14 protein-coding genes are annotated in these 17827 nt (G+C 55.3%); 13 read left to right on the forward strand and 1 reads right to left on the reverse strand.

The window, feature by feature from the left end:
- Positions 1-99 precede the first annotated feature (99 nt).
- The 11 genes from ASC90_RS00005 to ASC90_RS00060 all read left to right on the forward strand — a co-directional run bounded on the left by ASC90_RS00005 (position 100) and on the right by ASC90_RS00060 (position 14132).
- Positions 100-468 (forward strand): transposase, encoded by a 369-nt coding sequence (locus ASC90_RS00005; protein ID WP_056533970.1) that lies wholly within the window; start codon positions 100-102, stop codon positions 466-468.
- A complete protein-coding gene (gene tnpB / locus ASC90_RS00010; RefSeq protein ID WP_056533973.1) occupies positions 465-812 on the forward strand; it encodes an IS66 family insertion sequence element accessory protein TnpB in 348 nt (115 codons plus the stop codon). The genes ASC90_RS00005 and tnpB overlap by 4 nt, the downstream gene beginning before the upstream one ends.
- A gap of 62 nt (positions 813-874) precedes the next feature.
- Positions 875-2497 carry an IS66 family transposase gene (locus ASC90_RS00015; protein ID WP_056533976.1) on the forward strand — a complete coding sequence of 541 codons (1623 nt, stop codon included), beginning with the start codon at positions 875-877 and terminating at the stop codon, positions 2495-2497.
- Positions 2497-2793, forward strand: a complete 297-nt coding sequence (locus tag ASC90_RS00020) for a hypothetical protein (RefSeq protein WP_056533978.1) — start codon at positions 2497-2499, stop codon at positions 2791-2793. The genes ASC90_RS00015 and ASC90_RS00020 overlap by 1 nt, the downstream gene beginning before the upstream one ends.
- 1116 nt (positions 2794-3909) lie before the next feature.
- A complete protein-coding gene (locus ASC90_RS00030) occupies positions 3910-4650 on the forward strand; it encodes a hypothetical protein (protein WP_244480265.1) in 741 nt (246 codons plus the stop codon).
- A 2854-nt stretch (positions 4651-7504) separates the two neighbouring features.
- Positions 7505-8062, forward strand: a complete 558-nt coding sequence (rfbC, locus tag ASC90_RS00035) for a dTDP-4-dehydrorhamnose 3,5-epimerase (protein ID WP_056533984.1) — start codon at positions 7505-7507, stop codon at positions 8060-8062.
- 35 nt (positions 8063-8097) lie between these two features.
- Entirely contained in the window at positions 8098-9171 is a 1074-nt protein-coding gene (gene rfbB, locus ASC90_RS00040) for a dTDP-glucose 4,6-dehydratase (RefSeq protein ID WP_056533991.1), read from the forward strand.
- On the forward strand, positions 9156-10031 hold the full coding sequence (gene rfbD / locus ASC90_RS00045) for a dTDP-4-dehydrorhamnose reductase (protein WP_056533994.1): 876 nt from the start codon (positions 9156-9158) through the stop codon (positions 10029-10031). The genes rfbB and rfbD overlap by 16 nt, the downstream gene beginning before the upstream one ends.
- Positions 10032-10069: 38 nt before the next feature.
- Positions 10070-10954, forward strand: coding sequence for a glucose-1-phosphate thymidylyltransferase RfbA (gene rfbA / locus ASC90_RS00050; RefSeq protein WP_056533997.1), 885 nt, complete (start codon positions 10070-10072; stop codon positions 10952-10954).
- A gap of 269 nt (positions 10955-11223) precedes the next feature.
- Positions 11224-12642, forward strand: coding sequence for a phosphomannomutase (locus ASC90_RS00055; RefSeq protein ID WP_056533999.1), 1419 nt, complete (start codon positions 11224-11226; stop codon positions 12640-12642).
- A 62-nt stretch (positions 12643-12704) separates the two neighbouring features.
- A complete protein-coding gene (locus ASC90_RS00060) occupies positions 12705-14132 on the forward strand; it encodes a mannose-1-phosphate guanylyltransferase/mannose-6-phosphate isomerase (RefSeq protein WP_056534001.1) in 1428 nt (475 codons plus the stop codon).
- A 216-nt stretch (positions 14133-14348) separates the two neighbouring features.
- On the opposite strand, the gene ASC90_RS00065 is transcribed toward ASC90_RS00060, so the two are convergent.
- Positions 14349-15311, reverse strand: a complete 963-nt coding sequence (locus tag ASC90_RS00065) for a class I SAM-dependent methyltransferase (protein ID WP_056534004.1) — start codon at positions 15309-15311, stop codon at positions 14349-14351.
- 413 nt (positions 15312-15724) lie between these two features.
- Between ASC90_RS00065 and gmd the strand changes: the two genes are divergently transcribed.
- Both gmd and ASC90_RS00075 read left to right on the forward strand, forming a co-directional pair.
- Positions 15725-16711 carry a GDP-mannose 4,6-dehydratase gene (gmd, locus tag ASC90_RS00070; protein ID WP_056534007.1) on the forward strand — a complete coding sequence of 329 codons (987 nt, stop codon included), beginning with the start codon at positions 15725-15727 and terminating at the stop codon, positions 16709-16711.
- 13 nt (positions 16712-16724) lie between these two features.
- Positions 16725-17693 carry a GDP-mannose 4,6-dehydratase gene (locus ASC90_RS00075; RefSeq protein WP_056534010.1) on the forward strand — a complete coding sequence of 323 codons (969 nt, stop codon included), beginning with the start codon at positions 16725-16727 and terminating at the stop codon, positions 17691-17693.
- Positions 17694-17827 lie beyond the last annotated feature (134 nt).

Consider the following 17827-nt stretch of genomic DNA (forward strand, 5'->3'; position numbering starts at 1 on the left):
GTAACCGCCCGATTGGCACCGCCTGCCGCATAATGCCTTAATGGCCTAAGACACGTGTTTAACGACGTCGTTAGCGACGTGTCTTATGGGGGGATCGCGATGCGCGTTGAAATTCTTGGGCAAGAGCGGCGGCGCCGATGGCGCGACGATGAGAAGCTCGCGATTGTCATGTCGGTTGGGGATGTTGGAGCGACCATCACAGAGGTTGCCCATCGGCACGATATTACGCGGCAGCAGATTTACGCTTGGCGTAGCGAGCTGAAGAAGAAGGGGCTTCTCTCGGCGTCGTCGAATGCATTGTTCATCCCCGTCGATGTGAAAGCGGTGCAGATGGATGTTGCTGATGACCGGGAAAGGTGTTCCGGGATGGTCGAACTGCGATTGACCTGCGGCCGCAACCTTCGCTTCGGCAGTTCGGTCGATACGGCTGCCCTGACGCAGATCATCCGGGCGGTGGAAGCAGCATGATCGGGCCTGGGACCGGCGTTCGGGTCTATCTTGCGTGCGGGATCACGGACATGCGCAAAGGAATTGAAGGCCTGGCTGCGCTTGCGCAGGACGTCTTGCGCCAGAAGCCGACGGGCGGCGCGGTATTTGCCTTTCGCGGCAAGCGTGGCGACCGTTTGAAGCTACTGTATTTTGATGGCCAAGGCTTCTGCCTGTATTACAAGATTTTGCAGAAAGGTCGGTTCCCGTGGCCTTCAGCGTCCGACGGTACAGCGCGACTGACGTCGGCTCAACTGGCGATGTTGTGGGAAGGGATCGATTGGCGTCGTCCTGATTGGGGCGCGCCACCGGCCCGTGTCGGGTGATTTATCCCTCTGAAACCACTCGTTTTTATGGCAATTTCTCCTGACTTGTGGTAGTCAGGATCATGTCAATCGCAACGACAAATCTTCCTGATGATCCAGCCTTTCTCAAGGCAATAATAATCGCGTTGCAGGCGGAAAACGCGAAGATGTCGGCGACGTTGCAAGCGCACGACCAGTTAATCCAAACACTGCGGCTGCGCATCGCCAAGCTGAAGAAGCAGGTCTTCGGCAAGTCGTCCGAAAAGATCGAGCGTGAAATCGAGCAGTTGGAACTGGCGCTTGAGGATCTGTTGATCGCCGCCGCTGAGAGCAATACGGCCCCAATAGATGAGCCTGATGAGGAAGCGTCTATTGTTGCCTTGGCGGATACGGCTGAGAAGATCATGCGCCGGCGCCCACGCGTCTCGGACAAGGCAGTTCGCGAACGCCGGGAGCTTGATCCTGGCTCCTGCTGCCCGGAATGCGGAGGTGAATTGCGTCTTGTCGGGGAGGACACAAGCGAAATCCTCGACATGATTGCAGCGCAGATGAAGGTGATCGAGGTCGCCCGATTGAAGAAGTCCTGCCGTTGCTGCGAGAAGATGGTGCAGGTGCCTGCGCCCAGCCGCCCGATCCCTGGCAGCATGGCGGGCGCTGGCCTCTTGGCGTACATTCTGGTGTCGAAGTTCGATGACCATTTGCCACTCTACCGTCTGAACGAGATCTTCGCCCGCATGGGTGCCGACATTCCCGACAGCACGATGGTTGATTGGTGTGGTCGTGCCATGCAGGTGCTGCAGCCTCTCATCGAACGGATCGAAATGGCGATCATGGCGAGTGATCTCCTTCATGCTGACGACACGCCAATCCGGGTGCTGGATCGCTCGCTGCGAGACAAGGGCTTGGGCAAAGGCGTGAAGAAGGGCAGGCTCTGGACGTATGTTCGCGATCAACGTCCCTGGGCTGGCAGTTCTCCGCCCGGTGCAGTCTATTATTTTGCTCCCGACTGGAAAGAAGAGCACGTCCACCGCCACCTCAGGCAATCAAGCGGCATCCTTCAGGCTGATGGCTACAAAGGATATGGCAAGCTGTACTCGCCTGGAGCGGATGGGCGTCCTCGCTTCAAAGAGGCGGCCTGCTGGGCCCACTGGCGACGCGACTTCCACGATATCTGGACATCGAACAAGTCCGAGATCGCGCGAGAGGCGCTCGATCGTATCGGAGCGCTTTACGATATCGAGCGAGGCATCAACGGCCAACCTCCTGAGATCCGGCTTGCCGCGCGTCAGATGCAGAGCAAGCCTAAGGCTGAAGCATTACGCCACTGGGCTGAAGCTCAACTGACGCGCATTCCGGGCAAAGGCGATCTGGCGGTAGCGTTCCGCTACGGGTTGAGCCGATGGTCTTCGCTCTGCCTGTTCATGGAAGACGGTCGTGTCGCGATCGACAACAATGCTGCCGAGCGGGCTCTGCGTCCGATAGGTGTTGGAAGACGCAACTGGCTATTCGCGGGAGCCGACACCGGAGCGGAGACTTTGGCGCGGGCCATGACGATCATCGAGACGGCCAAGATGAATGGTCTTGATCCACAGGCATACTTGGCTGACGTGCTTAATCGCATCCACGATCACAAGATCAATCGGTTAGACGAGCTGCTGCCGTGGAACTGGTCGCCGCTCGTCACAATCTCTGCCGAGGCAATCTGATGGCAACAGTTACCTACGTCCGTACGATCAAATTTGTTGCCGAAATTCTCAAAGAGGACCCGGAGCTTCTTCAGGCAATCGTCTCCAACGATGATAATCTGAGCTACGGCAGCATCATCTCCGTCTATACCGGAGACGATGAATCCATCACCGCACTGACAGACGACGGCATGGACGAGTTGGAGCAGATGCTCAAAGACGCCCGCCGCTCACCCCAAGAATGGAACGACTTCCTAGACAGCTTTGTTGACAACGAGCTGCTCGTCGCTCGCATCAAAGCCAAATCTACGCGGTAGCAATCGGGCGGTTACCCAAGAATGGAACGACTTCCTAGACAGCTTTGTTGACAACGAGCTGCTCGTCGCTCGCATCAAAGCCAAATCTACGCGGTAGCAATCGGGCGGTTACGATCGAGTAACGCGCCACCCACTCCGAAACCGAAGGTGCGATCGCCGCGGAAAATAGCGCCGGTAGAGAACCCACTATCTCGTGCCGCACAGCGAAAGCGGAGGCGACAAGGTCGCCCGATACTGAAACTGGTGAAGCCGGAGTCCTGAACTCGAGCGAGGCGTACGGTCACATTCGCATTTGCATGCGGTTTGCGTGAGGCAAGCGTGTGGGGCACCGGGGCTGAGCGGAAATTACCAATGAACTGAATGAGACTCCGCCCAACCACTGTTGTAGGAGCTCGGAGCGGTGTGATGCAGCTTTCCGACTGTGTCGCCTCCTTGACACCAGCCTACCGCGTTACTAGCGCTCAGTTCGCTTGTCGACGTAAGCGGTACGTGCACAGTCCGCCCAATCTACTGAATCGTCATCGCTGGCGAATGCCTTGACTTGTTTTTCTTGAAAACCGTTTCCCGGTTTTTAAAGCCATTATCTCATGCTCCCCTGGGCGCATTTCCGAGATAATATTGTTGGCATTTTCGAGGGGATTTATATCCTCCCAACGAGCATTTATGCAGATAACATTATCTCCGTTTTCCAACCGATATTATCTTATCAGACGAATTTCATTATTGAAAATTTCACATTAATTCTCCGAGATAATATTGTCGACAATCAACCACGACCTCCCATCGCGCCCCGCAAAGAGCATTTTTAAAATAATGCTATCTTCATTATTCCCATAATATTATCTCAATCTCAGCGGCGATTATTGGCGCATTACATTCGTTTCCGGGGCTCTGTTGAGCATTCGGTGATCGGCCCTTTTTGCTATCCGCACATCTCGCAGAGCGTGGCCATCGCCGTTGGTGGTCACCGTGTTGTCTCGCGCGAGCGAGTGACAATGTCGGTGATTCCAACATTCTTTGGCGGCATGCGGATTTGTTGTCATCGTCGTTTTGTAGCTCGCGAGCTGTTCTATTACTCTGCATACTGTCAGTTTAAATTGGGACATCGAGTGGGTGATGGAAGACGATCGCGCGCGGACTGTGAAACATATACTGGACGACTACATGCAAAGCCCATCCCTCCGTCATCTTCGTGATCCGACCTCCTTGTTGAAGGTGGCGGAGGCTATCGTCAAACGTTTAGATCGGGAGAACGGCATCTGGCAAAAATGGGAAGGTGAGAGAGAAGCGCTTCTCAGGTCAGCTGTCGGATGCTGGATTCCTGTTGAGGATTTGCGAGGATACCTTAATCGAATGCCGGGCCCCTCCCTGACGATGACGGATGTTGCACAGCGGCTCAGGGCCTTTGAAGAAGAACCATACACCCTCTACCCCGATGATGACCTGAAGGATGGATGTCTTTCGGTGTTCGCCAGGGAGAAAGCGGAAGGAACCGAACTGCCGGCGATCATCCGACTGCTTTCAGAGCATGTCGAGCAGGAGCGCGAGCGGCTCCAACTTGAGCGCCAGGCGCGGCGGAAATCGTTGAGGATGCAAGAAAGGATAGCTGCGGAGCAGAGGCTGCTCTCGGGAGCCGACTGCAAATGGACCCAGCTTGGCAAAACTCCGAATTGGTATTGCCGCAGCAACGGGCGAACATACCGCCTCACGCCAACAAATGATAAGCGATGGGACCTTTATGAGGTGGAAAGCCCGTCCGCGGACGAGATGGGTGATTTCATTGGGACGTATGGGGCGCGTGGAGCCGCGACCAAGGCCGTGACTCAAGTTGCATATCAAACGAGTACACGATTTTAGCCTTCCGGCACGGCCGTGGCCGGCTATCGGTGTCGAGACGGCCGCTCGACGCAATCCCTTGAGCTGGATAGCCATTATCTAGATAATCCGAGATATTAATCGAAAACGGATTTTTACAATAATCGCTCGGACTTTTGTTCGGGGTGCTTGGCCGTGCCGCTCTTCCGAGATTATGGATGCAAGTTCCGCGTAACGTCCTACCCGTGAAATTCTCGATGATTATGGGAGAACATCAAAAATGGATTTTCGAGATAATAGCTGCGCGATCCATTCCTCAAAAAACATGCTGACGGATCCAGGCCTGACTCAATCCCCCAAGTTGGCGAATTGCCCGAACCATTGTTCGGGTGCATTTCCGTATAACACATCCGAGACCATCGGGCGCAGGTTCTCAATAAAGCCACTTATTATCTCGATAATTGCCGGAGATAATGACAATGGATTTTCGCGATAATAGCTGCGCGATCATTGCCCCTGGCTACACGACCGATCGTTTTACCCTCTTGGTAAATCCATTGTGCAAACGCCGACGACGAAGCAAGCAGGGCGATGCCAATATTTTGCGCTTGGATGCCAACTCTTTCGGCTCCCGTAGCGGGCGGACCGCCGTAGCGTCTCCTAGGACGCCAAAACAGAGCGGGATGGACTGCGCCATCCGGAACGCAATCCTGTCCTGCGCCGGCCCTGTGGAATGCTGTCGACATTTTGCTCCCACTACGTCAACGGCCCAATCGGCATCAGCCAATTGATGTTCCATTGAAATCGCCCGCATCCGGCCGCTAGGCGCCTGCGAGCTGACAACATTATCTGGATAATTGCAGGAGATAATCGAAAGTGGATTTTCGTAATAATAGCTGCGTCACCATTACACAAAACCAACTTGACGGGACGGCGATGCAGAATAGTTGTTGAACCGTTCGGTATATCGTTCGTAACTGCAAGCGCGCTTTGAGGATCGACGCCTAGTCAAGCTGAGCCACTGCTACGACGAGCCACGGAGCATGACGAGGGAACAGATTGGCTGTATACCGCGTCGATTATCATGAAAATCGGAGAGGATAATCGAAAGGCGATTATCTTGATAATAGCCTGAACACGCCAACGACCGAGCTGTACCGCTCTGTCCCTGAAGCTACCGACCGTCGTCCTGAGACGCATTCCCCTCGCCATGACCTCCTCCTGGATCCGCCCTTGCCCGTTTGGTTGGGCAGCATTGCAGAGTCAGGCAGGTGCCGTTGCGACCATGGAAGCGCAGAAGCGCCCACCCGAACTTAGACCAGGGATAAAGAAACATGGCCTGTTTTATTCTCGTAGAATAACGGCGATGACTTTTGACCAATTCCCACGGAAGGTGATGATGGCGTCTGGTCGAGCGGAACTTCGCGAAATATTCCCGGGATCGAGGCCGGGTTCTTTTTTGTGTGGGGGGCTTGCCAGACCCCCCATTCACAATGTAGGGATATTTATCCCTAACGCCGAGAGGCCTAAACTTTTATTCTCTCTTATCTATAAGAGAGAATGAGAGAGAGAGAGATGTTGTGTAATCCAGAGAAGATTACACCATAGGGATAAATAAAACTCCCCCATATAAAGATAATATTAAATAGAAAATAATCCATGATGATTTGAAAATCAGTATGGAAAATAATAATGATATTATTTTGGAACCCCCATTCTCATTATATTTATAATCTTAATTTATATTAATACGTTGATTTACTTCATTAATTGCGTGGTATTTTTAGACTTTTTTGATTGATAATCTTTATTTTATTTATGGTTCCAGTATGCTCACCAGYACTTGCCTCTCGCATTACCCTTCGCTCGCTGCGCTCGCTCGGGATGCTTCGGCTCGTCTGGTTCGCACCGGAGGTGATGAAAGAGAATATTATTATTTCGGGAATGGGCATTTTCGAACTGACTGCGGTGTTCACACCGGGGGCTCCCCCATGTTTTTTATGTACCCCCCCGGTCGATGCCCGCACATCTGACACATGCCCCCCACCTCGTTTCACTGGTTCCCTTAACAGGCGCTTCGCGCCTGTTGGAATACTTTACCGACGAGAGCTAACCAGAATGCTTTCCATTGGTTCCTCTTGGATCGCCCTTCAACCGATACAGTCAGGTCTTCTTTCTGGTTCGCTTCGGACAACATAGGATTCGCTACCGGAGCCCGAGGGGAACTGATGCGAAAGACATCAGAGGAGATGGATCGGCAACCAAAGCCTATGAGGCATTCGACAAGACCTAAACGCCATTGATAGTCTTCTTGAACCTGAGAGAACCTAAAGCATAACAAGAGCCCCGACACATTGTCGGTAAGGCCAGATCACGGTTCCTTCGTTTTCGGATAGACCAGCAGCAACTCAGCCATTCAAACCATAGCCGAGGAATTCGAGGAGAATTCTGGGATTTCCACTCTCGAAGTCGGAGGAAGTTGAACTCGTTCCATCTCTGGTTCCAACTTTCTAAAGACCAGCCGCATTTTCTCGAGTGGGGGGACGACAGGTAGCCTAAAGCCTATTCATTTGAGAGCATCGTTAATAGGGTCAGGACTCATTGATCGAAGCCAGAAGATGACTGCGGCTGCGATGCAGATCGCCGAGAAAAAAGTGCGGGCACGCGGTCGTAGCGCATCGCAATGCGCCGCCAGTTGCGGGCACATGTCGGCACGACAGAACGAAGGACTGCACTAAGCGCGGATCGGCGACGGGCCCTTCGAAAATCTTCCGAGCGGGTGCCAACGTACGCGGGCTCGCGATACTACCAATTTTGATGACGTGACTGTTCACCAGCGATGAGGGTAGCATCAGCTACGACAGGGTTGCCAAACCTGAAGACGGACAGGCGCGTAATGAATATTGAGATTCTGCCGCTGGCAGGTTTGACCAAGATCATTCCAACAAGACTGGGTGATCATCGCGGATATTTTTCAGAAGTGTTCAAGGACGGCTGGTTCCGCGAAAATGTCGCGGACGTTGCGTTCGTGCAGGAGAACGAATCTCTTTCTGCGACCGCTGGAACCGTGCGTGGTCTGCATTTCCAACTTGACCCGTTCGCTCAAGGGAAGCTGGTGCGCTGCATCGCCGGCACGGTTTTCGACGTAGCCGTCGACATCCGCGTCGATTCGCCAACCTATGGCCGGTGGTATGGTTGCGAACTTTCGATGGAGAACGGCGAACAACTGTGGATTCCGACAGGCTTTGCACACGGTTTTGCGACACTCCTTCCGGACTGTGTCATTTCCTACAAAGTGACGGCCCCTTATAGCGCGGTCAGCGACCGCGGTGTCTCTTGGGACGATCCGGAGATCGGTATCGAATGGCCCGTGCCGCTCGCCAATGTGGTCCTGTCGGACAAGGATAGGGCACAGCCTAAACTGGCGGATCTGCCCCCGTCTTTCAAATATTGACCGTCACAAAGACGGACGACGAGCGGAGATAACTGATGCGTATTCTCGTAACCGGCGGAGCGGGCTTTATCGGTTCGGCGCTCGTCAGGCACCTCGTGAAAAACGTCGGCGCGGACGTGCTCAATGTCGACAAGCTTACCTATGCCGGCAATCTCGCTTCACTCAAGGAGATCGAAGGCGCTTCAAACTACCGTTTTCTGAAGGCCGACATTTGCGATCTTGCAAAGATGTCGGAGGCAATGAACGGTTTCCAGCCCGACCGGATCATGCATCTTGCCGCCGAAAGCCATGTCGATCGCTCGATCAGTGGTGCGGGCGACTTCGTGCAGACCAATGTCATGGGCACGTTCAGCCTGCTGGAAGCGGCACGGCATTATTGGAACGGGCTGCCCGCTGATCGCAAGGAGACATTCCGCTTTCTGCATGTATCGACGGACGAAGTGTACGGATCGCTCGGCGATCAGGGCCTGTTCGAGGAGGCCACGGCGTACGATCCGTCATCACCCTACTCTGCTTCGAAAGCGGCGAGCGACCATCTGGCGATTGCGTGGTACCGCACCTACGGTCTGCCTGTCGTCCTGTCGAACTGCTCTAACAACTACGGACCTTATCACTTTCCCGAAAAGCTGATCCCGCTGATTATCCTTAACGCCATGGACGGAAAGCCGCTGCCGGTCTACGGCCAGGGCGTTAACATTCGCGACTGGCTCTACGTCGAAGATCACGCCCTTGCGCTCGACCTGATTGCGTCGCGCGGCCGCCTCGGTGAAAAATACAATGTCGGCGGTCGCAACGAGCGCCGCAATATCGACGTCGTGCATCGCATCTGCGCTCTGATGGACGAATTGCGCCCGAAGGCAAAGCCGCATGCCGACCTTATCACCTTCGTCACGGACCGACCGGGCCACGACGCCCGCTATGCCATCGATGCCACCAAGCTGGAGACCGAACTGGGATGGGAGGCGCAAGAAAACTTTGACAGTGGCATCGCGTGGACGGTGCGCTGGTATCTGGAGAATGAATGGTGGTGGCAACCGCTGCGGCAGAGGGTGTATTCCGGTGAACGTCTGGGCGTTCTGAAGAAGGCTGAGCAATGCGCGTTGCCGTGACGGGAAAACAGGGCCAGGTTGTCTCGGCTCTTCTAGAACGCGGTCCGGCGGCCGGTGTCGAGATCGTCGCCGTTGGTCGTCCGGAACTCGACCTGGTCGACAGGAACTCGATTCGTGCCGTCCTTTCGCAAATCAGGCCGGATGCAATCGTTTCCGCCGCCGCGTATACGGCGGTCGACAAGGCTGAAAGCGAAGAGGCTCTGGCTTTCGCCGTCAATGCCGAAGGAGCAACGGCGATAGCGGAACTGGCAAGCGAGTTCGGCATTCCGGTCGTGCATCTGTCGACAGACTATGTGTTTCCCGGTGACAAGCATGATGTATATGTCGAAACGGACGCAACCGACCCGTTGTCTGCCTATGGTCGCTCGAAACTCGCGGGCGAGGTAGGCGTCGCCTCTGCCAACCCCAACCACGCCATTTTGCGCACCGCCTGGGTCTATTCGCCCTTTGGCGCCAACTTCCTAACTACCATGCTGCGCTTGGCCGAGACCCGTGATTCGCTGAACGTGGTCGGCGACCAGCACGGCACGCCGACCAGCGCGCTTGATATCGCCGATGCGGTGATCACCATCGTGAAGCGCCTTTCTGTCGATCCGGACACCAAACTGCGCGGTGTCTTCCACCTGACCGGAAGCGGCGATACGACATGGGCGGATTTCGCCGAGGCGATCTTTGCTTCCTTGCTGGCGAAGAGCGGCAAGATCGTGTCCGTGCGCCGAATCACGACGGCGGAATATCCGACACCGGCAAGGCGCCCGGCCAACTCGCGGCTTTCGAATGAAAAACTGAAACAGGCCTACGGATTCGTGCTGCCCGATTGGAGGGTGTCCGCAAAGGTTGTCTTGGACCGCTTGTTATAGGTTGGCGCTTTCGGGTTTCATGAATGGAAGGAGTAAGCATGAAGGGTATCATTCTCGCTGGGGGCGCCGGCTCGCGCCTTTACCCGATCAGCAAAGCCGTCTCCAAACAGCTCATGCCGGTCTACGACAAGCCAATGATCTACTATCCACTGACCACGCTGATGATGGCGGGGATCAAGGAGATTCTGATCATCACCACGCCGCACGACAACGACGCCTTCAAGCGGTTGCTCGGCGACGGCAGCCAGTGGGGTATCTCGATCGAATACGCGGTGCAGCCGAGCCCGGACGGGCTCGCGCAGGCCTTCATCATCGGTGCCGATTTCGTGGGGGAAAATCCGTCGGCGCTGATTCTCGGCGACAATATCTATTATGGGCACGGCTTGCCGCAGATTCTTCGCTCCGGTGCATCCACGGTCGCGGGCGCGTGCGTTTTTGCTTATCACGTCACTGATCCGGAGCGTTACGGCGTTGTCGAGTTTGACGACAGCATGAAGGCGCTTTCGATCGAGGAAAAGCCGGCCAAGCCAAAGAGTAATTGGGCGGTTACCGGCCTCTATTTCTACGACAAGCAGGTTATCGACATTGCCGCAAACCTGAAGCCGTCGCAGCGCGGCGAATTGGAGATTACCGACGTCAACCGCGCATACCTTGAGCGTGGCCAACTGACAGTTGAACTAATGGGCCGCGGTTACGCTTGGCTCGACACGGGCACGCCGGACAGCCTGCTGGACGCCGCCGACTTCGTTGGAACCCTCGAAAGGCGTCAGGGTTTCAAGATCGCCTGCCCGGAAGAGGTGGCGTACCGCATGGGGTATATTGATGAGAATCACCTACAGAAGCTCGCTGACGAGCTCGGCAAGAGCGCTTATGGCCAGTACTTGGCGAAGCTCGCAAAGACCAAATACACCTTAGAACTCTAAAGGGCGTTGGCCCCACTGAAGCAACGAGACGAGGAATAGGCGGTCTTGGCTTCCATCAAAGGGGGCTCCGTAAAGCCTGGGCGACACATCGCTACTCTCTGCACCAACGTTTGCAATGAATCGATTATCTTGACTGACGAAGACGGCGAGACCCAGCCTGATTTGGTGCCACTGGTTTGAAAACTATCGATATCCATCGCTAATCTCTTGACACTTTCGCATGACGGCTTACCGACACAGGCCGTAAGCCAGTGAATATAGGGAACTTCATGAAATTCGGCACCAGCGGTCTTCGCGGCCTTGTAACTGATCTTCAGGGCCATGCATCGGCTCTGTACTCAACCGCATTTGCAAGACATCTGCTGCGTACCGGATTGGCAAAGGCGGGAGACCGCATCTTTGTCGCTGGCGATTATCGTCCCTCAAGCCCCGACATTGTCGCCACTTGCATCGGGGCACTCGCCCGCGCCGGCCTGCAGCCTATCGACTGCGGCGCAATCCCGACTCCGGCGTTGGCGCACTATGCCATGTCGAAAGAATGCGCGTCACTGATGGTCACGGGTTCGCATATCCCGGCAGATCGGAACGGCATCAAATTCTATCGCCCGGATGGCGAGATCGACAAGAACGACGAGCTTGCAATCACCCGTATCGCTGCCGAGATCGGAGACACGATTGATGACTTAACACCTGGAGAGGCACCGAACGAAAAGCATCATGCCTTTGCTCTTTTCTTGTCGCGAAACAGCGCGCTTCTGCCGGCTGGCGCTCTTTCCGGCCTGAAAATTGGCGTCTACCAGCACAGCACGGTTGCCCGCGACAGCCTGCGCGACGTCATCGCCGGCTATGGCGCGGAAGTCGTGGCACTCGGACGATCCGACCATTTCATTCCGGTCGATACAGAAGCCGTATCGGCGCAGACGATTGAATACTTGCGTGGCTGGGCGACGGAACATGATCTCGACGCTATCGTTTCCTCCGATGGTGATGGCGACCGACCGCTGGTCGCCGATGAAGAGGGAACGCCCCTGCGCGGTGACCTGCTCGGGCTCATCGTCGCGCGTTTCCTGGGAGCGGAGGTCGTAGTCACCCCGGTGACCTCCAATTCCGGCATCGAGGCCGCGGGTAGCTATCGCGTTATTCGCACCAAAGTCGGGTCTCCCTTTGTTATCGAAGGTATGAACAAGGCAGTCGCGGCGGGCGAAATGGCGGTAATGGGGTTCGAGGCCAATGGTGGCGTCCTGGCTCAGTCGGCCTTCGCCCTTTCCAAGGGAATACTCGGCCCTCTTCCGACACGTGATAGCTTTCTGCCGATTCTTGCGACGTTGTTTCTCGCCAATCAGCATGGCAAACCGTTGTCAGCCATCGCCGCCGATTTTCGCCTTCCGGTGGCGGCGGCCGGCCGCCTCGAGAACTTTGCCGTGGAGACTAGTACGGCGTTAATGGCGCATCTGCGCGCCTCTCCTGCAAACCTTGCAGCTTTCCTCAAGCCGCTCGGAGTTGTTCGCTCGGTCAGCGATATCGATGGCCTGCGCGTTACGCTCGCCGACTGTTCCATCGTTCACCTTCGTCCTTCCGGCAATGCGCCGGAAATGCGCTGTTATGTCGAGGCCGAAGATGGGACGGTTGCTTCTTCGCTGCTAGACAAAAGCCTTTCCCTCGTTCGCGACTGGGCGAAAGCGCAGTGACCCGATTGTCAATTAACAGTTGAGCCCCTACAAGCACGGTCCGTCCGTACCCGGAGATTTTTATGACCCAGAAGATCATTCCCGTCATCATGGCCGGTGGTAAGGGCACCCGCCTCTGGCCATTGTCGCGATCGAGCGCGCCAAAACAGTTCATCAAAGTCGTTGATGAAAAAACCTTGTTCCAGGAAACACTTGAGCGTGTGACGGACCACACGGTCTACGAGGCGCCTGTCGTCATCACCAATCAGGATTTTCGATTCACAGTGGCCGAGCAGGCCCGCGAGGTCGGCGTCGATCTGTCGGCCATCATCCTCGAACCGGTGGCTCGCAATACGGCTGCCGCCATCGCTGCCGCCGCTTTCTATTTGAAGCAGAAATTCGGCGAGGATGCCATCCTTCACCTTCTGGCTTCCGATCATGAAATCGATGCCAATGAGCATTGGTACGAGGCGATCGCATCAGCGCGCCAGACCGCCGCGGCGGGTAAGATCGTCACATTCGGCATCAAGCCGACCGAGCCCGCAACCGGGTACGGTTATATCGAACGGGGCGAACCGCTTTCGACAGGCGCGCACAAGGTTAAGCGCTTCGTCGAGAAGCCGCAAATTACCGCCGCCACAGAGATGCTGGCCGCTGGCAACTTTTTCTGGAACTCCGGCATTTTCATGTGCCGGGCCGACTTGCTCCTGAACGAGCTATCAACCTATGCACCGGCCGTGCACCAGGCAGCGGAGGGAGCGGTTGCCCAGGCCGCGATCGATCTCGATTTCGTACGTCTTGATGAGGCGAGTTTTCAGGCAAGCCCCGATATTTCGATCGATTATGCGGTCATGGAGAAGACCTCCAATGCCGCCGTGATCACATCAACCTTCGCATGGTCGGATCTTGGTAGTTGGGATGCTGTCTGGAAACTCGGTGAAAAGGACGAGAAGGGCAACGTCGTTATCGGCCATGCAACCGTCATGAATACCGAAAATTCGTTGGTCCTTTCGCGGGCCTCTCATCTCGCGGTTCAAGGATTGAAGGACGTAGCCGTCATCGCCAGCGAGGACGCGGTCTATGTTGGTCGACTCGATGAAGCGCAAGAAGTTGGTAAGCTTGTGAAATATCTCGCTAGTACCAACGCGACATCGAGCCTGACGGAAACTCACCCAACTTCCTACCGCCCTTGGGGCGGATACACCTCGCTATTGAACGGCGATCGTTTCCAGGTGAAGCGCCTGTTCGTCTTGCCCGGCAAGAAACTGTCGCTGCAGAAGCATTTCCACCGTTCTGAACACTGGGTCTGCGTGAAAGGCACTGCAGAGGTGACGGTCGGCGATAAGGTGACTTTCGTGCGCGAAAACGAGTCCGTCTATATCCCTCAAGGCGAATTGCACCGCCTCTACAATCCCGGCCGCATCATGCTGGAGATGATCGAAGTGCAGACCGGCTCCTATCTCGGCGAGGACGATATCATCCGTGTTTCCGACGAGTTCGGGCGGGAATAAGTCCCGCCGGTTCAGGTGCGCCGCCATGCTATTCTAGGCCTGAGATGTTGACCAACTACAGCTCACCACACAGTGCCGGGTATTCTCTTGTCGTATTGGCGCGATCTCGGTGGGAAAAGCCCGCTGAGCACGCGTTCTAGTCATCACCTTTTGGAACGGTGATACTCGCGCGACTGACGCCGCAGGGCAAGGCAATACTCTGGTACGCAGTGAAAGCTAAGAGCGCCGCCTGATCCACCGCGAAAGGCGGCGTAGAGCTGCAATCTTCAATGAGCTGGACGGTGCGGCAACCCCCAGATCGAATTCAGCCATTTCATTTATGCGATGGGCGATCCCGACAGGGCCATTCTCCAGCCCTACATGTGGCACGAGTTCAAGCTTAAATCCGGCCTTGGTGAAGGCAGAAACAATGAACTCCCGAGACCAACCGCTCTCGAACCAGCCGAATTTTCGGATACAATAGACGGAAACGGCATCAAGACGCAGTCCCCAATTTCTCCAGTAGCCGTAAATGGGTTCACCAGAGAATACAATCTTGCCCCCGTCTTTCAAATGCCTGCCTGCGTTCTCGATGACGATCCAGGGACGCAATGCATGGTGCAGGCACTCATAAAAAAACGCGACGTCAAACTTCTTGCCGATTTCGAAATGATCAAAGTTTCCCTGCCGCGCGTCGATCGGAAGGTTAAGCCGCTTAGCACGCTCCGTTACCAAATCGACAAATAGGGGGTTTATGTCAACGCTGGTGACCGAACCGCCACAGAAAGCGATAATCTCAGAGCTCAAACCCCATCCGCTTCCGATATCCAGCACATCGGCTTTGGGAGTAAGTTTTGCGATCAACATCGCAGTGGCCACTGCCCTAACGTGCTTTGTCATAAAGGCCAGATCTGTTGTATTATAGGGATTGACCGCAGCTGCATGGGCCGGAACGTCCAACGGCATCATTTCACCGGATGACTGATCGATGTCGCGACCGGCTATTTCCCTATACAACGCTATTTGCTGTTGGAAATATTCATCGCCGAAAGGGTCGAGCTGCTCGTTTACTACGCTCCTATAGCTGAGTGAAAAGTCAGTGACATAGTTCATGGCCTTCGGATCGGCTATCCCACCCAATGCATCGCATGCGGCCACAAAATCTGAGAGATCGTCAACAGAAATATGTCCAATTCCCATTCCTGATATCATCCGCACGCAAGAGACTTCGTCATTGTGCGCAACCTAAAGAACTGGCGTACGTGAAGATCGAATGCTCTGTCAAACTGGGGGCTCACATGGCGGCTTGGCGCCTACGGGTCATCGTTCCAACGGCCTTGGGCGCACGTCATCGTCTGGTCAAGCCGGTCTCCGATACGTACTGCGGAAGCATCCGAACGGCTCGGGGCTCCTGTTTTGCGCGCTCGCTTTGCCGAAACTTTTCCACCGCTGAGACCAACCAAACCTCCCGAATTGGCTTCCGGTCGTTGTCATTGGGCCTAAGACGAGCTAAATGGCGCAGGATAATTAGCATTCGACCAAGCGCCTTCAGGTGGCATTGCGTTCGTCTAGCTCAATGACAGGTCGTAGCGGCCGAAGGAACGGAGACTGAAGTGGCGAAAAAAGCGTTAATTACGGGCATAACTGGTCAGGATGGCGCCTATCTCGCAGAGTTGTTGCTGAAGAATGGGTACGAAGTTCACGGTCTCGCGCGCCGGTCAAGCACGTCCGATGTCAATCTCAGCCGCCTGCAGTGGTTGGGCATAGAACGTGACGTTCGGATCGTTGATGGGAACCTGTTGGACCTATCCGGCCTCATCCGGACGATGCGCGATGTAAGGCCAGAGGAAATCTACAACCTCGCGGCCCAATCCTTCGTCAAATCGTCGTGGCAGCAGCCTTTTCTTACCGGTCAGGTTACTGCGCTTGGTGTAACCAATGTCTTGGAGGCTGTTCGTCTTGAGAAGCCGGACGCGCGTTTCTACCAGGCATCTTCATCCGAAATGTACGGCCTGATCCAAGAGCCCATGCAGTCAGAAACCACGCCGTTCTATCCGCGCTCGCCTTACGCCGTCGCCAAGCTCTACGGCCATTGGCTGACAGTTAACTACCGCGAAAGCTACGGACTGCATGCATCCAGCGGCATCCTTTTCAATCACGAGTCGCCACTTCGTGGCATTGAGTTTGTCACCCGCAAGGTTACGGACGCCGTCGCGCGTATCAAGCTCGGCTTGGCGAAGGAACTCCGCCTCGGAAATATTGACGCAAAACGCGACTGGGGCCATTCCAAGGATTACGTGCGTGCGATGTGGCTGATGCTGCAGCAGGACGTTGCCGACGATTATGTGATTGCGACTGGTCGCACGACAACTGTTCGTGATATGTGCACCATTGCATTCCAGCATGCAGGCCTCAACATGGACGATCACCTCGTGATTGACCCCGACCTCTTCCGGCCGGCGGAAGTAGATGTCCTGCTCGGGAATCCACAGAAGGCGCGGGATAAGTTCGGCTGGGAGCCCAAGATCAGTCTCGAAGAGATGATCGTCGAGATGGTCGATGCCGATCTAAAACGACTGAGCCAATACATCTGTCATTGAGTTGTGAGTGTTCATGCCGCGGGAAGATCGAATTCTAGTTACAGGGGCCAACGGCTTCGTTGGGACATGGCTTCGGCGTGAATTTGACCGACGGCTGGCAGAAGATGGATGCAGGTTTTCCGTCATCACAACTGGTCACGGAACCGAGTCCGACCGGACGACCGACATAACGGAACGATACCAAGTTGTGGACTTGATCAAAAGCTGTCGGCCGTCCGCAATCATTCATCTGGCGGCGATGGCCGCCCCGGCGGAAGCTCGCAGGATGCCACAGCGAGCTTGGGACGTGAATTTTCGCGGGACGATGAATCTTGCGTACGCAACGCTCGAACACGCCCCCGAAGCGCGCTTTATCTTCGTCGGTAGTTCGGAAGCGTACGGCGCTTCGTTCAACGATGCGGCTGGTGCCGCGGTTAGCGAAGATCGGCCGCTTAGGCCGATGACTGTATACGGCGCTACGAAAGCTGCCGCGGATGTATTGGTCGGACAACTTGCCTACGAAGGATTGAAATCGATCTGCTTTCGACCCTTCAATCACACGGGACCTGGTCAGACCGATAGCTATGTCGCAGCTGCGTTTGCCAGGCAGCTTGCCGAGATCTCGTCAGGCGCCAAACCCTCTCGCATAGAGGTAGGAAATCTATCGGCCTTTCGAGATTTCCTCGATGTGCGAGACGTTGTACGAGCATATGCAGATTCGGTACTTATGGAAGTGCCACAGGATGCGTTTGGCAAACCATTTAACCTGTCTTCCGGTCGACCGATACAAATTCGGTCAATCCTCGAGACGCTGATTGAGCTGTCTGAACTTACAGTGGAAGTAGAGCTTGATCCCGAGCGCCTGCGTGGGTCAGAAGTCGCGGTGGCTTCAGGTGATAGCGAAGCGGCTTTCAGAACCTTTGGCTGGAAGCCTACAATTGAACTACGCCAGACGCTTAGTGATGTGCTCGAGGATTGGAAGGCCCGGATAAACTACCAGTGACTATCGAGGGAGTAGTGGGGGAGACGATTGCCGAATAGTACCTGGAGATACAGACACTTCATACTTTCCTCCATAAAGGGGAAACTGCATGGGCGACTGGTTCGCTCCCCATCGAGGCTTCTACATGGAGACTC

Source organism: Rhizobium sp. Root1220 (assembly GCF_001426265.1).
GTDB lineage: Bacteria > Pseudomonadota > Alphaproteobacteria > Rhizobiales > Rhizobiaceae > Rhizobium.